This is a genomic window from Mycobacterium riyadhense (assembly GCF_963853645.1).
Lineage (GTDB): Bacteria > Actinomycetota > Actinomycetes > Mycobacteriales > Mycobacteriaceae > Mycobacterium > Mycobacterium riyadhense.
The window spans coordinates 1832623-1852467 of record NZ_OY970456.1 but is presented as its reverse complement, the minus strand read 5'-3'; the positions used below and the strand labels follow the sequence as shown (position 1 = coordinate 1852467).

14 protein-coding genes are annotated in these 19845 nt (G+C 65.8%); 10 read left to right on the top strand and 4 right to left on the bottom strand.

Features of this window, described 5'->3' with window-relative positions:
- The first annotated feature begins 292 nt into the window (after positions 1-292).
- From fadD28 to AADZ78_RS08400, 5 genes are all read left to right on the top strand, one after another.
- A complete protein-coding gene (gene fadD28 / locus AADZ78_RS08420) occupies positions 293-2035 on the top strand; it encodes a fatty-acid--AMP ligase FAAL28/FadD28 (RefSeq protein ID WP_085249945.1) in 1743 nt (580 codons plus the stop codon).
- Positions 2036-2043: 8 nt separating this feature from the next.
- Positions 2044-4668 carry an MMPL family transporter gene (locus AADZ78_RS08415; protein WP_085249916.1) on the top strand — a complete coding sequence of 875 codons (2625 nt, stop codon included), beginning with the start codon at positions 2044-2046 and terminating at the stop codon, positions 4666-4668.
- A 138-nt stretch (positions 4669-4806) separates the two neighbouring features.
- On the top strand, positions 4807-6603 hold the full coding sequence (locus AADZ78_RS08410) for an IS1634 family transposase (RefSeq protein ID WP_420873311.1): 1797 nt from the start codon (positions 4807-4809) through the stop codon (positions 6601-6603).
- Positions 6604-6751: 148 nt separating this feature from the next.
- Positions 6752-7900, top strand: coding sequence for an aromatic ring-hydroxylating oxygenase subunit alpha (locus AADZ78_RS08405; protein WP_085252372.1), 1149 nt, complete (start codon positions 6752-6754; stop codon positions 7898-7900).
- 10 nt (positions 7901-7910) lie between these two features.
- Positions 7911-8561, top strand: a complete 651-nt coding sequence (locus AADZ78_RS08400; RefSeq protein WP_085252373.1) for a TetR/AcrR family transcriptional regulator — start codon at positions 7911-7913, stop codon at positions 8559-8561.
- Here the strand turns inward: AADZ78_RS08400 and AADZ78_RS08395 are convergent.
- Positions 8558-9244 (bottom strand): LppX_LprAFG lipoprotein, encoded by a 687-nt coding sequence (locus AADZ78_RS08395; protein ID WP_085252374.1) that lies wholly within the window; start codon positions 9242-9244, stop codon positions 8558-8560. The genes AADZ78_RS08400 and AADZ78_RS08395 overlap by 4 nt on opposite strands.
- A 144-nt stretch (positions 9245-9388) precedes the next feature.
- Between AADZ78_RS08395 and AADZ78_RS08390 the strand changes: the two genes are divergently transcribed.
- The 5 genes from AADZ78_RS08390 to AADZ78_RS08370 all read left to right on the top strand — a co-directional run bounded on the left by AADZ78_RS08390 (position 9389) and on the right by AADZ78_RS08370 (position 15188).
- Positions 9389-11212 (top strand): PE family protein, encoded by a 1824-nt coding sequence (locus AADZ78_RS08390; RefSeq protein ID WP_204800809.1) that lies wholly within the window; start codon positions 9389-9391, stop codon positions 11210-11212.
- 28 nt (positions 11213-11240) lie between these two features.
- Positions 11241-12461 (top strand): permease, encoded by a 1221-nt coding sequence (locus AADZ78_RS08385; protein ID WP_085252367.1) that lies wholly within the window; start codon positions 11241-11243, stop codon positions 12459-12461.
- Positions 12462-12551: 90 nt separating this feature from the next.
- Positions 12552-13913: an HNH endonuclease signature motif containing protein gene (locus AADZ78_RS08380; protein ID WP_204903433.1), complete on the top strand. Its 1362-nt coding sequence runs from the start codon at positions 12552-12554 to the stop codon at positions 13911-13913.
- Between the two features lie 71 nt (positions 13914-13984).
- On the top strand, positions 13985-14896 hold the full coding sequence (gene purU, locus AADZ78_RS08375) for a formyltetrahydrofolate deformylase (RefSeq protein WP_085253599.1): 912 nt from the start codon (positions 13985-13987) through the stop codon (positions 14894-14896).
- A gap of 106 nt (positions 14897-15002) precedes the next feature.
- On the top strand, positions 15003-15188 hold the full coding sequence (locus AADZ78_RS08370) for a hypothetical protein (protein WP_085253598.1): 186 nt from the start codon (positions 15003-15005) through the stop codon (positions 15186-15188).
- A gap of 33 nt (positions 15189-15221) precedes the next feature.
- Here AADZ78_RS08370 and coaD read toward each other — a convergent pair whose 3' ends face one another.
- The 3 genes from coaD to AADZ78_RS08355 all read right to left on the bottom strand — a co-directional run bounded on the left by coaD (position 15222) and on the right by AADZ78_RS08355 (position 19844).
- Positions 15222-15707 carry a pantetheine-phosphate adenylyltransferase gene (gene coaD, locus AADZ78_RS08365; protein ID WP_085253597.1) on the bottom strand — a complete coding sequence of 162 codons (486 nt, stop codon included), beginning with the start codon at positions 15705-15707 and terminating at the stop codon, positions 15222-15224.
- Positions 15708-15832: 125 nt separating this feature from the next.
- A complete protein-coding gene (rsmD, locus tag AADZ78_RS08360) occupies positions 15833-16387 on the bottom strand; it encodes a 16S rRNA (guanine(966)-N(2))-methyltransferase RsmD (protein ID WP_085253606.1) in 555 nt (184 codons plus the stop codon).
- A gap of 73 nt (positions 16388-16460) precedes the next feature.
- Positions 16461-19844 (bottom strand): pyruvate carboxylase, encoded by a 3384-nt coding sequence (locus AADZ78_RS08355; protein ID WP_085253596.1) that lies wholly within the window; start codon positions 19842-19844, stop codon positions 16461-16463.
- Position 19845: the final 1 nt, after the last annotated feature.

Genomic DNA, 19845 nt, shown 5'->3' with positions numbered 1-19845 from the left:
TCTCAGCTCAACCACCGTTACCCGACCACATCACCGAATTTTTGATACGGGCAACGGAATGGCGTAGGCCGCTCGCAGAACCCCCAACCCGAGCTGACTCGGGTCTCGATACCATAGGCAGGTCTCGGGAATTCAAGCTTAGACGTCGAACTGGGAAGCCGAGGACAAAGAAGCGAATTCCCAGGTCGTGGACAGGTTGGTTGCGGCCGAGCAGACACAGAATCGCCCGGTCAGGGGCTCGTGGGTGCGATTCTGTGTCTGCTCGCGCAACGACGCCGGTAACGTCGTGCCCATGAGTGTGCGTTCCATTCCCGCTGTGCTGCGCGATTGGGCCCGTCTGCAGCCCAACGACACAGCGATCACATTTGTCGATTACGAGCAGGACTGGGATGGTGCTGCGCTGCGGCTGACATGGTCGCAGCTGTATCGGCGCACGCTCAACGTCGCACGGGAGCTAAGTGGTTGCGGTTCCCAGGGTGATCGCGCGGTGATCTTGGCTCCGCAGGGACTCGACTACATCGTCGCCTTTCTGGGCGCGTTGCAGGCCGGTTTTATCGCCGTCCCGCTTTCGGTGCCGCAGGGTGGTGCTACCGACGAACGGGTGGATTCGGTGCTGCGCGATGCGTCGCCCGTTGCCGTTCTCACCACATCTTCTGTCGTAGGCGATGTCGCCCAGCGTGTTACGGCGCAGTCGGGGAATTCTGTTTCCTCGATCATCGAGGTTGATTCGCTAGACCTGGACTCCCCCAATGGATCTGGTGGCGGCGATGGAAATTACCCGCCCATCGCGTACTTGCAATACACGTCCGGATCCACCCGTACGCCCGCCGGCGTGATGATGTCGCATCAGAACTTGCGGGCCAATTTCGAACAGCTGATGTCGGGCTTCTTTGCGGAGTCCGACGGGATCCCCCCGCCGGATGTGACGCTCGTATCGTGGCTGCCGTTCTTCCACGACATGGGTTTGGTTCTGGGAGTTTGCGCACCGATTTTGGGCGGGTATCCCGCCGTGCTCACCAGCCCGATATCTTTCCTTCAGCGTTCGGCCCGGTGGATGCATATGTTGGCCAACAATTCTCAACCCTTCACGGCGGCACCGAACTTCGCCTTTGAGCTGGCGGCCAAGAAAGTATCGGACGCCGACATGGCCGGATTTGATCTGGGCGGTGTAAACACCATCCTTAGCGGTAGCGAGCGGGTACAGCCCGCAGCGATCAAGCGTTTCGCCGACCGCTTTGCGCGCTTCAATCTGCGCGACAACGTGATCCGGCCCTCGTATGGGCTCGCGGAGGCAACGGTGTACGTGGCGAACAGTAGGCCGGGCCACCCACCAAAATTCCTAGACTTCGAAACGGAGCAATTGGCCGACGGCCAAGCGAAGCGGTGCGCAACCGGTGCCGGTACACCGTTGGTCAGCTACCTGGTGCCGCAATCGCCGATCCTGCGCATCGTCGATCCCGACACCTCGATCGAGCGTCCCGAGGGAATGGTCGGAGAAATCTGGGTGCACGGCGACAACGTCGCCGCCGGCTATTGGCAGCGCCCCGAAGAAAGTGAGCGCACGTTCGGCGCGAAGATTGTCACCCCTTCCGACGGCACACCAGAAGGTCCGTGGCTGCGAACGGGAGACTCAGGTTTCGTCGCCGACGGCGAGTTGTTCATCATCGGCCGGATCAAGGATCTGCTGATCGTGTATGGGCGCAACCACTCTCCCGACGACATCGAAGCCACGATCCATGAGATCACCCGGGGCCGCTGCGCGGCGATATCGGTTCCCGGCGATCGCAGCACCGAAAAGCTGGTCGCCATCATCGAATTCAAGAAGCGCGCGGATTCCGACGACGAGGCGGCCGACCGGATGGGCGCCATCAAACGCGAAGTCACCTCGGCGTTATCCAGTTCGCACGGTCTGCGCGTCGCGGATCTGGTTCTGGTGCCGCCGGGCTCGATTCCCATCACCACCAGCGGCAAGGTCAGGCGGGGGGCGTGTGTCGAGCAGTATCGGCAGGATCAGTTCGCCCGCTTGGACGTGTAAGTATCACCGTGGGTACTGACGAGGCCGAACCCCGATCACGGCTCGCCAAACTCGTCGTCGTCGCCGCCTGGATTGCGGTGGCGGTGATTGCGAATGTGATTCTCTCGCTCACGCATACCAAAGCCGGCGATGCCGGCTCGACGCTGCTGCCGCAAGACGCCAAGACGGCCGCCGCCGCCAGCCGGATAGAGCAGGCTTTCCCGGGCACCGGCACCAACGCCATCGCCTACCTGATAGTTGACGGCCGGGACACGCTCGGGTCGGCGGACAAGCGCTACTACGACACCGTCGTCAGCGCCTTGCGCGCCGACAGCGCCCACGTGGGATCGGTCCTCGACTGGTGGTCAGATCCGCTCACCGCCCCGCTGGGAACTGGCCCCGACGGCCGGTCCGGCATCGCGATGGTGTGGCTGAAGGGCGAGGCGGGCAGCGCCCAAGCGCGGCAGTCGCTCGAGGCCGCCCGGTTGGCGATAAGCAAGCTCCCGCCGAGTGCGGGGCTTCGCGCCCGCATCACCGCCCCGGCTACCACCAGCGACATGCCCCTGCGTATGACCGCGTGGCAGGGCGCGGCGATCGTGACCGCCGCGACGTTGCTCGCCATCCTGCTCATGCTGCGGGCACGGCTGTCCAAGTCTTCGGTGGGCGTCATGCTGCTGACCGCCGGGCTGGCGCTGACGGTGGCGTGGCCGCTGACCGCGGTGTTGCGCGGAAACACGGTGTTCTCGGTGAGCCTGGCAGCCGTCCTGACGCTCGGCACCGTCACCGCATCCACCATGCTGGTTGCGCGCCGCGAACCTGACCGAACGGCCAAGCGCGCATACCGCGACGCCCTGCCGGCGTTAGCCCTGCCCGGGGGGTGCGTCGCCGTGCTCACCGGACCACTACTGCTTGCCCGAACCCCGGCGCTGCACAGCGTGGGCTTCGCCGCGGTGGGAGTTGTTGTGGCACTTGTGGCTTCGTTGACGCTATTGCCCGCGCTGATCGGGTTCGCCGGGCCGTCGGCCCCGCAAGGCGACGGCCGCGCCATGACACCGTCGCGATCCATGCCCGGCTTCCTTAACCCGGCAGTCGCTGTCGGCGTGGTATTAGTCATCTGCGCGCTGCCCGTTATCGGGATGCGGTGGAATTCCCTCGACGGCTCGGCCAAGGCAGGCGGCGGCCAGTTCGTTCCGGGGAGATCGCTGCCCGATGTGCTGGTAATCAAGTCCGACCATGACCTTCGCGACCCGGCGGGCCTCATCGCCATCGACGCGGTGAGCCGTCGGCTGATGGAAATTCCCGGCGTCCGCAAGGTGGAATCGGCTGCGTGGCCGGCCGGCGTGCCGTGGACCGAGGCCTCGCTGACCTCGGCCGCGGGACGGCTGGGCGATCAGCTGGATCGCCAGGCAGTGACGTTTGTGCCTCAGGTGAATGCGATCAAGTCACTGGCTTCCGCGGTCGATCAGGTGAACGCCGCGGTCAAGGAGCTGGAAACCAGCATGACCGCCGGCCTGTCCGGGCTGACCGAAATGCAGCAAGTCATCAACCGCGTGGTCGCCGGCACGCACAACATCAAGGACACCACCGTGCAGGTGTCGGGATACCTGGACCCGGTGCGTGACTGGGCGGGCGGCATCGCGGACTGTCCGGCGGACGTGCTGTGTTCGGCAGCGCGCAAGATCGTCGATCCCCTGGACAGGGTGGTCGCCGACGTGGCGGTGCTCTCCGATGGGGCAGACCGCATTGCCGCGATATCGGCCAGGACCGCGGGCGCCTTGACCGCCACGCCGCACGCGGTGGCGCAAATGCAGTCGGCGCTAGAGCAGCTGCGCAGCTTCGTGCCCACCCTGGAACGGACCGTCGAGCAGACCATCCCGCAAGTCGTACAGTTGTCGACGTTCCTGAAGAACCTCAGCAACGATTTCGCCGACACCGGCGAGGGCGGGTTCTACCTCTCCAGAAAGGCGCTGGCGGATCCGTCGTACCAGAACGTGCGCGCGACGATGTTCTCGTCGGACGGCGCGGCGACCCGGCTGTTCGTCTATTCCGCCGGGGACAAACCGGACCTGAATGCCGCGGCGCGTGCGCAGCAGCTCGAAACCGTCGCAGCCAACGCGACCAAGTACGGAAGCCTCGTCGACAGCCAGATCACCCTGAACGGGGCCGCGCACTTGGCCGCGACCGTCCGCAGCGCCGTCACCCACGATGCGGCGCTGCTGGCCATCACGCTGCTCGCGGTGCTGGCCCTGGTCGCCATGTGGCGCGGCGCCGTCATCGGCTTTGCGACCGGTCTCGGGGTGTTGGCCTCTTACCTTGCCGCGCTAGGGATCTCGGTTGCGGTGTGGCAGCATCTGCTGGGCCACGCCCTGCACCCCTCGGTGGCTCCGGTGTCATTCGCCATCCTCGCGGCGTGCGGCATTCCGTATCTTCTGGCCGCAGCGGTGTCGGTTCGGAGTGCCCTAGCGCCGCTCATGGCGCTCGGCGCCGTATTCGGCGGCGGGCTGGTGCTTGTGTCGAGCGGTTCCTTCAGCGCCCTCGGTCAAATCGGCAGCGTCATCGTTCTCGGGTTAGGGACGCTGACCGTGGTGCGCAGGTGCATCCCGGCAGCGGTGTTCGGGGATCGAACTCCCCCCCACGCTCCTTTCTTGAACTGAATCGTCTGCCTAAGCCGAAGTTGCGATGGTTTTGACTGAGTATTGGTGGTCTGAACTGACAATATGGGCGTTGTTGTGTGCTCATATGTAGTCACGAATAGATGCGTGTCGTTTCTATCAATGCAGCGGAATCCAGCTATGATTCTTGGTGTGCCACGCAATACCGGCAAAGCTCACGTAGTCAGAGTTAAGAAGACTCACGTGGATAAGCAAGGCCACGAGCGCGTCTATGAGTCTGTACTGTTGCGCCGCACCTACCGAGACGGGGCCAAGGTGCGCAACGAGACCGTGGCCAACCTGTCGATGCTGCCGCCGCAGGCCGTCGATGCGATCGAGGCGACGCTGAAGGGCCACACGCTGGTGCCGGCCGGCTCCGAGTTCAGCAAGTCCCGGTCGCTGCCACACGGGGACGTGGCGGCGGTGGCCGCGATGGCGCGCAAGCTCGAGCTGGCCGCAGTGCTGGGCCCGCCGTGCCGAGCCCGCGATATCGTGCTCGCGTTGATCATCTCGCGGGTGGTGCGGCCCAAGTCGAAGCTGTCCACCCTGTCGTGGTGGCCCAACACCACCCTCGGCGTCGATTTGGGGGTGGCCGAGGCCTCCACCGACGAGATCTACGCCGGGATGGACTGGCTGGCCGACCGACAGGATAGGATCGAAAAGAAGCTGGCGGCAAAGCATTTAAACGAGTCGGTGAACCCGGGCCGGATGGCGTTGTTCGACCTGACTTCCTCGTGGGTGACCGGCCGATGCTGCGAGCTGGCCGCGCGCGGCTACTCCCGCGACGGCAAGAAGGGCTGCGAGCAGATCGAATACGGGGTGCTCACCGACCCTGAGGGCCGCCCGGTCGCGGTGCGCGTGTTTTCCGGTGCCACCGCCGACCCGACCGCGTTCACCCAGATCGTGCAGGTGATCAAGGACAAGCTCGCCATCCAGCGGCTGGTGCTGGTCGGCGATCGCGGCATGATCACCACCGCCCGCATCGACGCGCTGCGCGAACTCAACGACAACCCCGACACCCCAACCGCCTTCGATTGGATCACCGCGCTACGCGCACCCGCGATCGCCAAACTCGCCCGCGACGACGGGCCGCTGCAGATGAGCCTGTTCGATACCCAGGACCTCGCCGAGATCACCCACCCCGACTACCCCGGTGAACGGCTGATCGCCTGCCGCAACCCCGCCCTGGCCGCCGAACGTGCCCGCAAACGCCACGACCTGCTGGCTGCCACCGAGAAGGAACTGGCCCACATCGCCCAACGCGTCACCAAAGCCACCCTGTCCGGCGCCGACAAGATCGGCATCGCAGTCGGCAAGGTCAGCGGAAAATTCAAGGTGGGCCAGCTCTTCCACCTCACGATCACCGACACCGAGTTCACCTACCACCGCGACCAGGCCGCCATCGACGCCCAAGCCGCCCTCGACGGCATCTACGTGCTGCGCACCAGCGTCAACACCAAGGTCCTCGACCCCGCCGCCGTGGTGGAGGGTTACAAAAACCTCGCCAACATCGAACGCGACTTTCGCATCATCAAGACCGACGACCTCGACCTACGCCCCATCCACCACCGCCTCGAGGACCGCGTCAAAGCCCACGTGCTGATCTGCATGCTGGCCTGCTACCTCATCTGGCACCTGCGCAAGGCCTGGGCGCCACTGACATTCACCGACGAAACACCGCCGCATCGGGACAACCCCGTCGCCCCCGCGCAGCGCTCCCCAGCTGCACACGCCAAAGCCTCCACCAAACACGACGCGGCTGGCAACCCGGTACGAAGCTTCCGCGACCTGCTCAATCACCTGGCCACCCTCACCCGCGACCGGATCCGCTACCACCAGACCAACATCGAAATCGACAAACTCACCGAGCCCACCCCCACCCAGCGCCGCGCCTTCGACCTCATTGACGCTCCGATCCCCCTCACCATCGCCGCGTAGCCAGAACCACCACCCACCCAAACCAGCCAATCCCCAGGTCAACCAGGGAATTCACCTAGTTCAACAACCTTAACTTCGGCCTAAGGCTCATAGTGCCGGTGTAGTGCTCGCCCTTGACAGGTGGTTATCAGCCGATAACATAGTCCTCATGTTATCAACTGATAACCGAGCCGAGCTCGGACGCATTCTCACAGACATCGGGTGTTACCTCGACGACAATCCACCGGCACTGAGCCTGCCGCCGAGTGCCTACACTTCCCCGGAGCTGTGGCAGCTTGAACGGGAGCGGATCTTCAACCGGTCCTGGATGCTGGTCGCGCATGTCGATCAACTCGCCGAAACCGGCGACTATGTTGCAGTTTCCATCGCCGGAGAGCGGGTCATGGTGGTGCGGGGCGGCGATGGTGAACTGCGTGCCATCTCGCCGATCTGCCGGCACCGGATGATGCCCCTGGTCGAAACCGGTGCTGGACGCACCGACACGTTGACTTGCCAATACCACATGTGGCGATACGGCCTCGACGGCCGCTTGCGCGGGGCACCCCACATGGCTGCCAACAAAGACTTCAACCCTCGGGATTGCCGGCTTCCGCAGTTCGCGGTGGCCACCTGGAACGGGCTGGTGTGGGTGAACCTCGATGCCGACGCCGAACCAATCGGTGCGCATCTTGATCTCGCTAACGACGAGTTCGCCAGCTATCGGCTCGCTGAGATGGTGCAGGTTGAGTCGTGGTCGCATGAGTGGCGGGCAAACTGGAAGCTGGCGTCGGAGAATGGTCACGAGAACTACCACGTGCTCGGCTTGCATCGGCAAACCCTGGAGCCGTTCGTGCCGGGCGGAGGCGACGTGGACGTTCGGCAGTATTCGCCGTGGGCGCTGCGCCTCAGGGTTCCCTTCACCTTTCCGCTGGACGTGAAATCGTTGCAGCTCAACGAGGTTCAAAAGAGCAACCTGTCAGTGCTATGGACGTTTCCCAACAGCGCGCTGGCCGCCGCGGGCGAGCGGGTCGTGTGGTTCGGCTTCATTCCGCTGAGCATCGACCGGGTGCAGGTGCTCGGCGGAGTGCTCACCACCCCCGAGCTGGCTGCCGACTCGGCAGCCACAGCCCAGACGGCGCAGTTCGTGACGGCGATGATCAATGACGAGGACCGGCTTGGCCTGGAGGGCGTGCAGGTTGGCGCGGGCTCCCGGTTCGCCGAACGCGGGCACCTCAGCCCGAAAGAACAACCCGGCATGCTCGCGTTCTACCGCAACCTGGCACAGGCACTAGGCGGCGACCAGACAGGTAGTGGCTAACCTTGCCGGCATGCCGATGGAGGCCGGGCGGTGGAGCCCAACAGCACTTCGCATCCTGGGGGCCGCCGCCGAGCTCATCGCCGTGCGGGGCTACGCCTCCACCTCGACGCGCGACATCGCCGCAGCGGTGGGGGTGGAGCAGCCGGCCATCTATAAACACTTCTCGGCCAAACGCGACATCCTCGCGGCCCTGGTCCGGCTCGCCGTGGAGTGGCCGCTCGAACTGTACGCCAACATCATCGCGATGTCCGTTCCCGCGGTCGTCAAGCTGCACCGCTGGCTGCAGGAATCGCTGAATCATCTCCAGGCTTCGCCCTATGTACTGGTTTCCATCCTTATCACGCCTGACCTGCAGCAGGACGCCTTCGTCACGGAACGAGAGCTGGTCGCTGAGATAGAGCGCGCGCTCGTCGGCCTGATCGAGACGGGGCAGGCCGAAAGCGATGTGCGCGCAATGAGTCCATTGTCGGCGGCCAGGCTGGTGCAGGCGTTGTTCGACGCCCTGGCCCTGCCTGAATTTGCGGTCAGCCCGGACGAGATTGTCGAGTTCGCGATGACGGCGCTGCTGTCGGATCCCACTCGGCTAGCCGAGATCCGCTCTGCCGCAAATGCTTTGGAAATCCAGATGGCACGACCCAGCACCGGGCGGCTTAACAACTAGTCGACGTTCACCGGCTCGTTCCATTTGGAAAGCGTGACCTGGACTGACTTCCCGGACCCAAGGTCCACGCTGGCCCGGACGAGTCGGTGCGAACCGTCAGAGGCGATCCACACCGTCGCGGGCGCCGAATTTCGAGCGTCCGGAACCAGGATTTTGACGGTGTCGGGCGGGAGGGTCCCGGTGATGCGGGTGGTGGGAACTCCGTCGATCACCTCCGGACCTTGCGATTGCAAGTTGGTGACACCCGACAGCATCTTCGCCACCCCATTGATGGGGTCAAGCAGGCGTGAGGCCGACAGATCGGAGACCGAACCGAGATTGGTCCAGTCGTCGAACAGCTTCACCGAGATGGTGTCGTCCTTGACCCGGAACGGGACGCCCGCCTCGTCGTGGTAGGTGCAGACTCCCTTCGCTGTGAGCGGGTTGGCCCGAACATCGACGTCGGCGCTGGTGATACCGAGCATGCTGTCGATTTGCCCCGTCGTTCGGACCGCCAGGTGCGCGCTGGTCAAGGCCTTGGTCGCGTCCACCGCCTGCCGGATATCGGCCATCAGCGGAGAGTCAACCGTCGAGGTGGCCGAGCTCGGCGCCTCCGAACTAGGCGGGGCAGTCGAGCAACCGGATAGCAAAAGCATCAGACAGGCCATTCCGATGACCGCAATGGAAGTGACGCGTGTTGCCATTGCCGTTAAACCTCGTCTCAACTTTGGGTGAATCGCCAAGCTTAGACGCCCGATATGAGCGGTTTCGCAAGGGCGCGAAACAGATCCTCCTACGATGAGTGGGCGCTGCCCGCGCGGTATGGATCACCTTGTGTGAGGTTCCCGATGTCATTTGTGATCACTGCGCCACAGCTGCTCTCGGCCACGGCCGGACAACTAGCCGGGATCGGATCAACGATCGGCGCGGCCAACGCGGCGGCCGCAGCCCCAACAACCACGGTGCTGGCCGCGGCCGAAGACGAAGTGTCGGTGGCCATCGCCGCGCTGTTCGGCTGCTACGCCCAGGGCTACCAGGCGCTGGGCGCCCAAGCGGCGTCGTTTCACGACCGGTTTGTCCAGACGCTCACGGCCAGCGCCGGGTGGTACGTCAGCGCTGAGGCCGCCAGCACCAACCCTTTGCAATGCGTGCTCGATGCGATCAACGCGCCCACCCAGATGCTGCTGGGACGCCCGCTGATCGGCAACGGCGCCGACGCGACCGCACCCGGCCAGAACGGTGGCGACGGCGGATTGTTGTACGGCAACGGGGGCGCCGGCTACAGCAGCACCACCGCCGGGGTGGGCGGCACCGCAGGCGGCAGTGCGGGGTTGATCGGCGCCGGAGGACGCGGTGGGGCCGGCGGGGTCGGCGCTGCCGGCGGCGCAGGCGGCAACGGCGGTTGGCTGTACGGCAGCGGCGGCGCGGGTGGTAACGGCGGGGCCGGCGCGATGGGTGGGTCCGGCGGCAATGCCGGGTTGTTCGGCAACGGCGGGGCAGGTGGGGCCGGCGGCGACGGGTTGGCAGGCGCAGCGGGGGTCAATCCGACGCAGCACGTGACCCAGCCCGATGCCAAGGCCGGTACCGCAGGGAGCCCCTTCACTGGAACCGGAGGCGGGGCAGGTTCGGACGGCGTTGCCGGGCAGACCGGGGGCGCCGGTGCAGCAGGAGCTATGGGCATCGGTGGTGGCGGTGGCGGTGGCGCCGGCGGCGCGGGCGGTAACGGAGCGCCCGGCGGGGCGGGCGGCGCAGGCGGCGACGGTAACGGCGGCGGCGGAGGAGGCGGCGGGGTCGGCGGTGCTGGCGGAGCCGGCGCGCCCGGTGGGACGGGCGGCGCGGGCGGCAGCGGTGGCAGCGACACCCCCGGCGGCGGCGGTGGCGGCGGCGGCGGGGTCGGCGGGAAGGGCGGCAACGGCAACACCGGCGACATGCCAGGCCAGACCGGTGGCGGTGTCGACGGCGGCTTCGGCGGCATCGGCAAGTTCCACGGCATCATCCAAGGCGGCAATGGAGGTGGAACGGGTGGCGGCTTCGGCGGAGTCGGCGAAGTAAGCAAGGGCGGAGTCGGAGGCGGAGGCGGCGGCGGAACGGGTGGCGTTGGCGGCACCGGAGCAGCCGGCGGCATCGGGGGCGTCGGCGGCAACAGCACCGGAAGTGCCAGCGCTGGCGATGGAGGCACCGGTGGTGTCGGCGGGGTCGGTGCGGCCGGTGATGGCGGCCTAGCCGGCGGCGCCGGTGGGGCCGGGGGTCGTGGCGGCCTGCTGATCGGCGACGGCGGCGCGGGCGGCGCCGGTGGCAGCGGCGGAGCCGGCGGCGCGGGAGCCGCCGGCGGTATGGGCGGAATGGGCGGAAAAGGCGGCGCCGGTATCTCGGGCGTCTCCGGCAGCGACGGCGGCGACGGTGGCGACGGCGGCGACGGCGGCAAGGGCGGTGCAGGCGGCAATGGAGGTAACGGCGGAAACGGCGGTGCCGGCGGCGCCCATGGGCTGCTGGGCCGCACCGGCAGCGCCGGGATCGGGGGGGCCGGCGGAGTGGGCGGCGCCGGCGGAGACGGCGGTATGCCCGGCGGGAGCGGCGCTGGTGGTACCGGCCACGTCAACGGGCTCGCAGGATCTGGCGGCAACTCAGGCGAGATAGGCACGGCCGGCAACTCCGGACTCCCGGGCGCCTAAGGCTTGTGCATATACCCCCGTGGGGTATATGGTGGGCGTCGACCGAAGGGAGAACCGCGTGACAGACAAAGTGCTGGGAGCGCTCGGGCACGCGTTGGCGCTGGCCGGATCCATGACGTGGGAAATCCTGTGGGCGCTGATCCTCGGCTTCGCCCTATCGGCGGTAGTCCAGGCCGTGGTGCGCCGGTCGACGATCGTGAGCTTGATGGGCGACGACAAGCCACGCACCCTGGCGGTCGCGACCGGACTGGGAGCGGCATCGTCGTCGTGCTCGTATGCCGCGGTGGCCTTGGCCCGATCACTATTCCGCAAAGGCGCCAATTTCACCGCCGCGATGGCGTTCGAGATCGGTTCCACCAACCTTGTGGTGGAGTTGGGCATCATCCTGGCTCTGCTGATGGGCTGGCAGTTCACCGCCGCGGAGTTTGTCGGCGGCCCCCTGATGATCATTGTGTTGGCGGTCTTGTTCCGGTTGTTCGTGCGCACCCGGCTCATCGACGCGGCTCGGGAACAGGCCGAGCGGGGAATCGCGGGGTCCATGGAAGGCCACGCCGCCATGGACATGTCCATCAAGGGAGAAGGCTCATTCTGGCGGCGGCTGGTTTCCGCGGAGGGCTTGACCTCGGTCTCGCATGTGTTCGTGATGGAGTGGTTGGCGATCTTGCGTGATCTGGTTCTTGGGCTGCTTATCGCCGGTGCAATCGCGGCTTGGGTGCCCGAAACATTCTGGAAGAACTTCTTTTTGGCCAATCACCCGGCGTTGTCGGCGCTATGGGGACCGATTGTTGGTCCGGTCGTGGCCATCGTTTCTTTCGTCTGCTCTATCGGCAATGTGCCCCTTGCCGCTGTGCTGTGGAACGGCGGCATTAGCTTCGGCGGGGTCATCGCGTTCATCTTCGCCGACCTGCTGATCCTGCCGATCTTGAATATCTACCGCAAGTACTACGGCACCAGGATGATGCTGACGCTGCTCGGCACCTTCTACGCCGCTATGGTCGCCGCCGGTTACCTCATCGAACTTCTTTTCGGTGCAGCGCATCTCATTCCGAGCCAGCGCAACGCCACGGTCATGACGGCGGGCGTTTCTTGGAACTACACTACCTGGCTCAACATTGCTTTTCTTGCTCTAGCGGCGGTGCTGGTCGTCCGCTTCGTCACCTCCGGGGGAATTCCGATGCTGCGCATGATGGGCGGTTCGCCGCCCGACGGGCAGCATGACCACGACGGTCACAGCCACCACTGCCACTAACGGCGCCGGCCATCAAATCACTTGGGCTACTTTAGTTTCAGTGGTTTCATTGGACCGATTGTTGTCGGTGGGTGCTCATAGTATGCGGGCATGGGTTCGAGCACGCGTGAGGACATCGTGGGGGTCTTCGATGCGCTCGATGCCGAGCTGGACCGGTTGTGCGGGTTGACGTTTGAGGTGTTGACCACCCCGGAGCGGTTAGCGTTTCTGGAGCGCTTGGAGCGGGCGGCGCGGCGGTTGCCGGTGCCCGGGCACGCGCTGATCAACCAGCTCGCCGAACAATCCAGCGAGCAAGAGCTGGGGGGAAGGTTGCCTGCGGCGTTGGCCGAGCGGCTGCGCATCACCCGCGCCGAGGCCGGCCGGCGGGTGGCCGAAGCGCAGGATCTGGGGCAGCGTCGGGCGTTGACCGGCGAGCCGTTGCCGGCGCGGCTAAGCGCCACCGCTAAAGCGCAGCGGGATGGGCTGCTCGGCGGGGAGCATGTGCACCAGATCCGCGGGTTCTTTAAGCGGCTGCCCGCCGCGGTGGACCTGTTCACCCGCGAGGCCGCCGAAGCCGACCTGGCCAGTAAAGCCACCCAGTACCGGCCCGACCAGGTGGCCACATACGCCCAGGTGCTCATGGATTGCCTTAACCCCGATGGCACCTACACCGACGACGAGCGGGCCCGCCGGCGCGGGATCAGCATCGGCAACCAGGGATTCGATGGCATGTCACGTCTTAGCGGGCTGCTCACCCCGGAGCTGCGGGCCACCCTGGAAGCGGTGTTGGCCAAGCTGGCCACCCCGGGCATGTGCAACCCGACCGACGAAAACCCTGTGGTCGACGGGGAAGCCCCGGAGGAGGCGGTGCGCCGCGACATCCGCAGCCAGGCCCAACGTCAGCATGACGGCCTGCTGGCCGGGCTGCGCGGGCTGCTGGCCTCAGGGGAGCTGGGTCAGCACAACGGGTTGCCGGTGTCGATCATTGTGACCACCACGCTGCAAGAGCTGGAAAAAGCCGCCGGCCGGGGCCTGACCGGCGGCGGCACCATACTGCCCATGTCGGATGTGATCCGCCTCGGCCGCCACGCAAACCACTTTCTGGCGATCTTCGACCAGGGCACAGCGGTCGCCTTGTATCACACCAAGCGCCTGGCCTCGCCGGGGCAGCGAATCGTGTTGTACGCCAAGGAACGCGGCTGCAGCGCACCGGGCTGCGACGTGTCGGGGTATTACTGCGAGGTCCATCACTGCACCCCCTACGCGACCTGTGGCACCACCGACGTCAACGACCTCACTTTCGCCTGCGGCGGGCATCACCCGCTGGCCGAAAAGGGCTGGACCACCCGCAAAAACACCACCGGCGACACCGAATGGATACCGCCGCCCCACCTCGACCACGGCCAACCGCGAACGAATTCCTTCCACCACCCGGAAAAGCACTTGGTGGAAGAAGACGACGACGAGCCGTAGCTGCTGCCACAGCCGCCGGCGGCGGTATCGTGGCCTGCGGAAACTTGACCAACCGCCAAAGGGGGCCGTGGGTGCCATCGGCGACCGAGCCTGACAAATATCCGCAGCGACCTGCCGGCCCCCCGCCCCCGGCCGATATCGGCCGGCTGCTGCTTCGTTGCCACGACCGACCGGGAATCATCGCCGCGGTGAGCACCTTCCTGACCCAAACCGGGGCCAACATCATCTCCTTGGACCAACACTCCACCGCGCCGGAGGACGGCACTTTCCTGCAGCGCGCGATCTTCCACTTGCCCGGACTGACAGCTGCCATCGAGCCGCTGGAACGCGAGTTCGCCACTGCCGTCGCCGACAAATTCGGCATCGACTACCGGTTTACCGAGGCCGCCAAGCCCAAACGGGTCGCCATCATGGCATCCAAAGAGGACCACTGTCTGTTGGATCTGCTCTGGCGCAATCGTCGTGGCGAACTCCAAATGTCCATCGTCATGGTGATCGCCAACCACCCCGACCTGGCCGAGCGGGTGCGCCCCTTCGGCGTGCCATTCATCCACATCCCCGCCACCCGTGACACCCGCGCCGAAGCCGAACAGCGTCAGCTTCAATTGCTTAGCGGCAATGTGGATTTGGTGATACTGGCCCGCTACATGCAGATACTCACACCGGAGTTCCTCGATGCAATCGGGTGCCCCCTGATCAACATTCATCATTCGTTCCTACCGGCCTTCATTGGCGCATCGCCGTATAAGCGCGCGCGGGAACGCGGCGTCAAACTGGTCGGTGCGACCGCCCACTACGTCACCGAAATGCTGGACGAGGGGCCGATCATCGAACAAGATGTCGTGCGCGTCAACCACACTCATACGGTTGATGACCTGGTGCGTGTTGGCGCCGACGTGGAACGCGCGGTGCTGTCGCGTGCCGTGCTCTGGCACTGCGAGGACCGCGTCATTGTGCACGATAAGCAGACGGTCGTCTTCTGAACCGAACCCAAGAATTTCAGAAGGTTTCGCCAAGCGTCAGCCCGCAATCTTTGGTCACGGCAACCGCCGCCCCACACAAGCGCAACGACGCGAAAGAGAGGTCCCCATGTTCAGCACCCGTATCCGTGCCCTCGCCGGAATGTCACTGCTGGCCTCCGCAATCGGCCTGGCGGCCTTCGGAACGTCCATCGGCACCGCCAACGCGGCCCCCAGCCACCAACCCGAGTACGGCACCTACACCTGCTACGACTACGCAACGCAGACGTTCTACACCTGCTTTGACCCCAGCTAGTCGTCGCGGACCGAAAGGACCTAGCCCCTGGGGCTAGGTCCTTTCGTTGTGTATCCGCTCGCGCAACCGCCGATTCACCGGTTCGGGCAGCAGCTCCGACACGTCGCCGCCCAGCATCGCGACCTCTTTGGCCAACGATGACGACACGAACGAATACCGCGGTGCGGTCGCGACGAAAAAGGTGTCGACACCGGCGACGTGTTTGTTCATCTGCGCCATCTGCAGCTCGTACTCGAAGTCGGTGCCCGTCCGCAGTCCTTTCACGATGGCGCTCATCCCGCGGGACCGCACGAAGTCAACCACCAAACCTTGTCCAGCCTCCACTCGCAAGTTGGGCAAATGTGTCGTCGACTCGTTGATCATCGCGATCCGCTCGTCGAGGTCGAACATGCCCTTCTTGGCGGGGTTGACCAGGATGGCGACCACCACCTCGTCGAACTGCGCCGCGGCACGCTCGAAAACGTCGATGTGGCCCAACGTCACCGGGTCGAAGGAGCCTGGGCATACCGCGCCGGTCATGACGCGCACCGGCGACGATGCAGTGGGCGCATGCCCCCACAAGTGGGTGGGGGCACCTCCCGCTTGCGCGGGACGAAGCGATGCGGAGGAGCGACGCCCATGACCGATGACGCTAGCAGGGCTGGCTAGCCGAATTCCGCTAGCTCTAGACGGGTGTCGCCGTAAACACGCTCGGGCCACACCGACCAGCCGGGCGGCCAGTTCAACGTGGTGCGGGCGGCAGCGCGCTCCAGGACAGCGACGGTTCCCTCCCGCACCCAACCGTGAGCACTCAGCGACGCCACAACCGCCTCGATCTCGTCGGCGCCAATGTCGTAGGGCGGATCGGCCAGCACCAAATCCACCGGCGACGACGTTCCAGCAGCCAGCACGGCTGCCACCGCGCCGCGGCGAACGGTCGCACCGGGCAGACCCAGCGTGTCGATATTGCGTGCGATGACGCCCGCGGTGCGCCGGTCGGACTCCACAAAGAGCACCGAATCCGCTCCGCGCGACAGCGCCTCCAGCCCGAGTGCGCCCGAACCCGCATACAGGTCCAGCACCGCCAGGCCCGTCAGATCCAGGTGCGCGGTCACGATGTTGAACAGCGCCTCGCGTACCCGATCAGTGGTCGGCCTGGTCCCCCGCGGCGGCACGGCGATGCGACGACCCCCGACGACGCCGCCGACGATACGGGTCAAGTGCGCCACTCCTCTCCCCCGCAAGCGGGAGGTACCCCCACATCGCTTTGTGCTCTGCATCGTCGCCGGCGCGTCAGCTCACCACCACCAGCAGGTCTCCGCCCTCCACCTGAGCGGTGCTCGACACCGCCACCCGCTCCACGGTGCCGTCGCTGGGAGCGGTGATCGGGGCTTCCATCTTCATTGCCTCGATGGTGGCGATGGTCTGCCCGGCGCTCACCTGGTCGCCGACGGACACGGCCACGGTGACAACCCCGGCGAACGGTGCCGCGATGTGTCCGGGATCGCCGCGGTCGGCTTTCTCCGCCGCCGGTACCGCGCGGGCAATGCTGCGATCGCGCACCAGCACCGGCCGCAGCTGGCCATTGATGATGCACATCACGGTTCGCATGCCTCGTTCATCGGGTTCGGAGATGGCCTCCAGCCCGATCAGCAGCTCCACGCCGCGCTCCAGCTTCACCCGGTGCTCTTCGCCTTGCCTCAGGCCGTAGAAGAACTGGTTGGCCGATAATTGCGATGTGTCGCCGTAGATTTCTCGATGCTCCTCGAATTCCTTTGTCGGGCTAGGGAATAGCAGCCGATTCAAGGTGGCCTGACGCTTGGGACCGGTCAGCGCTAGGGCGGCCTCGTCCTCCGCGGTCAGCTGCTGCACAGACCGCGCCGGGCCGCGACCGGCCAGTGCCGCAGTGCGCAGCGGTTCCGGCCATCCGCCGGCCGGGTCACCGAGCTCACCCCGCAGGAACCCCAGCACCGATTCCGGGATATCGAATCGTGCTGGCTCGGCGGCGAATTCGTCGGCGCTGATCCCGGCACCGACGAGCGCCAGGGCCAGATCGCCGACCACCTTCGACGACGGGGTGACCTTGATCAGCCGGCCCAGTACCCGGTCGGCGTCGGCATACGCCTCCTCTACGTCTTCGAAGCGATCCCCCAGCCCCAGCGCAATCGCCTGCTGACGCAGATTCGACAATTGCCCACCCGGAATCTCATGGCGATAGACCCGACCCGTAGGCCCGGGAAGGCCGGATTCAAAGGGCGCGTACACTTTTCGCAGCGCCTCCCAGTAGGGCTCCAGCGCGCATACCGCCGCAAGCGACAGGCCGGTGTCGTACTCGGTGTTCGCGGCCGCGGCCACGATCGAGCTGAGCGCGGGCTGGCTGGTGGTTCCCGCCAGCGGCGCGGCGGCACCGTCGACGGCGTCGGCTCCGGCGTGCCAGGCGGCCATATAGCTGGCCAGCTGGCCGCCCGGTGTGTCGTGGGTGTGCACGTGCACGGGCAGATCGAAGTGGCTACGCAGCGCGCCGACCAACCGGTGTGCTGCGGGCGCGCGCAACAGTCCCGCCATGTCCTTGATCGCGAGCACGTGTGCGCCGGCGTCGACAATCCGCTCGGCCAACTTCAGGTAGTAGTCCAGCGTGTACAACCGCTCACCCGGGTCGCACAAATCCCCCGTGTAGCACATCGCGACTTCGGCTACCGCAGAACCCGTTTCGCGCACCGCGTCGATGGCCGGGCGCATCGAATCCAGGTTGTTGAGCGCATCGAATATCCGGAAGATGTCGATACCGGTCGCCGTCGCCTCCGCGACGAACGCCGACGTAACCAATGCCGGGTATGGCGTGTACCCGACCGTGTTACGGCCCCGCAGCAGCATTTGCAGGCAGATGTTGGGCATCGCTTCGCGCAATGTCGCCAGGCGCTCCCAGGGATCTTCTTTGAGGAAACGCAGCGCCACATCGTATGTCGCACCACCCCAGCACTCCACCGACAGCAGCTGCGGCATCATCCGGGCGAGATAGGGTGCCACATAACTCAATCCGCTGGTGCGCACCCGAGTCGCGAGCAGCGACTGGTGCGCATCGCGAAACGTCGTGTCCGTCACGCACAGTGCCGGCGATCCGCGCAGCCAGTTCGCGAAACCCTCCGGCCCCAACTCGACCAACCGCTGCCTTGATCCGGCGGGCGGTAGCGCTTTCAGGTCGATATCGGGCAACTTGTCGTGCGGGTACACCTTTGACGGGCGGGTGCCGTGCGGCTTGTTGACTGTGACATCGGCCAGGTAGTTGAGGATCTTGGTGCCGCGGTCGGCGGAGGATCGCGAGGTCAGCAGCTGCGGCCGCTCGTCGATGAACGACGTGTTGATATGGCCGGCCTGGAAGTCGGGGTCATCCAGAACCGCTTGCAGGAAGGGAATATTCGTCGATACCCCGCGAATGCGGAACTCCGCCATCGCCCGGCGGGCGCGACTCACCGCGGTCGCAAAGTCACGGCCCCGGCAGGTCAGCTTGACCAGCATGGAATCGAAGTGCGCGCCAATCTCTGCGCCCAGGTTGGTGCTGCCGTCCAAGCGGATGCCGGCCCCGCCTGGCGTGCGTAACGCACTGATCCGGCCGGTGTCCGGCCGAAAACCGTTGGCCGGATCCTCAGTGGTGATCCTGCACTGCAGCGCGGCACCATGTGGCCGGACGGCTTCTTGCGCTAACCCCAGGTAGTCGAGCGACTCCCCGGCAGCGATCCGCAGCTGGCTGGAGACCAGGTCGACGTCGGTGATCTCCTCCGTCACGGTGTGCTCTACCTGTATCCGCGGATTCATCTCAATGAAGACGTAGTCGCCGCTGGCATCCAACAAAAACTCAACGGTGCCTGCGCTGCTATATCCGATATGGCGGGCGAACGCTACCGCGTCCGCGCAGATCTTGTCGCGCAGCTCGACTGACAGGTTCGGCGCCGGCGCAAGTTCGATGACCTTCTGATGGCGACGCTGCACGCTGCAGTCGCGCTCGTAGAGGTGGATGACATTGCCGCTAGCGTCCGCGAGGATCTGCACCTCGATGTGACGCGGGTTGCGCACCGCCTGTTCGAGGTAGACCATCGGGTCGCCGAACGACGACTCCGCTTCCCGGCTGGCGGCTTCGATCGCTTCGGGCAGCGCGGCCACATCGTTGACCCGGCGCATACCGCGGCCACCGCCGCCGGCAACCGCCTTGACGAACAACGGAAAGCGCATGCCGTCGGCCGCCATGACCAGGTCCTCGACCGAAGCCGATGGCGCCGAGGACGTCAGCACGGGCAGGCCAGCCTCGCGGGCGGCGGCGATCGCACGGGCCTTATTCCCGGTCAGCTCAAGCACTTCGGCACTGGGGCCGACGAAGGTGATTCCCGCGGCCGCACACGCCGCGGCCAAGTCGGGGTTCTCCGACAAGAAGCCGTAACCGGGGTAGATAGCATCAGCGCCGGCACGACAAGCCGTCTCGACGATCTCGTCGATGGACAGGTATGCGCGCACCGGGTGCCCGATTTCGCCGATTTGGTAAGACTCGTCGGCCTTGGTTCGATGCAGCGAATTGCGGTCCTCGTACGGATACACCGCTACGGTGCCCACACCAAGTTCGTAGGCGGCGCGGAACGCCCGGATCGCGATCTCTCCGCGGTTGGCCACCAAGACTTTGGAAATCACC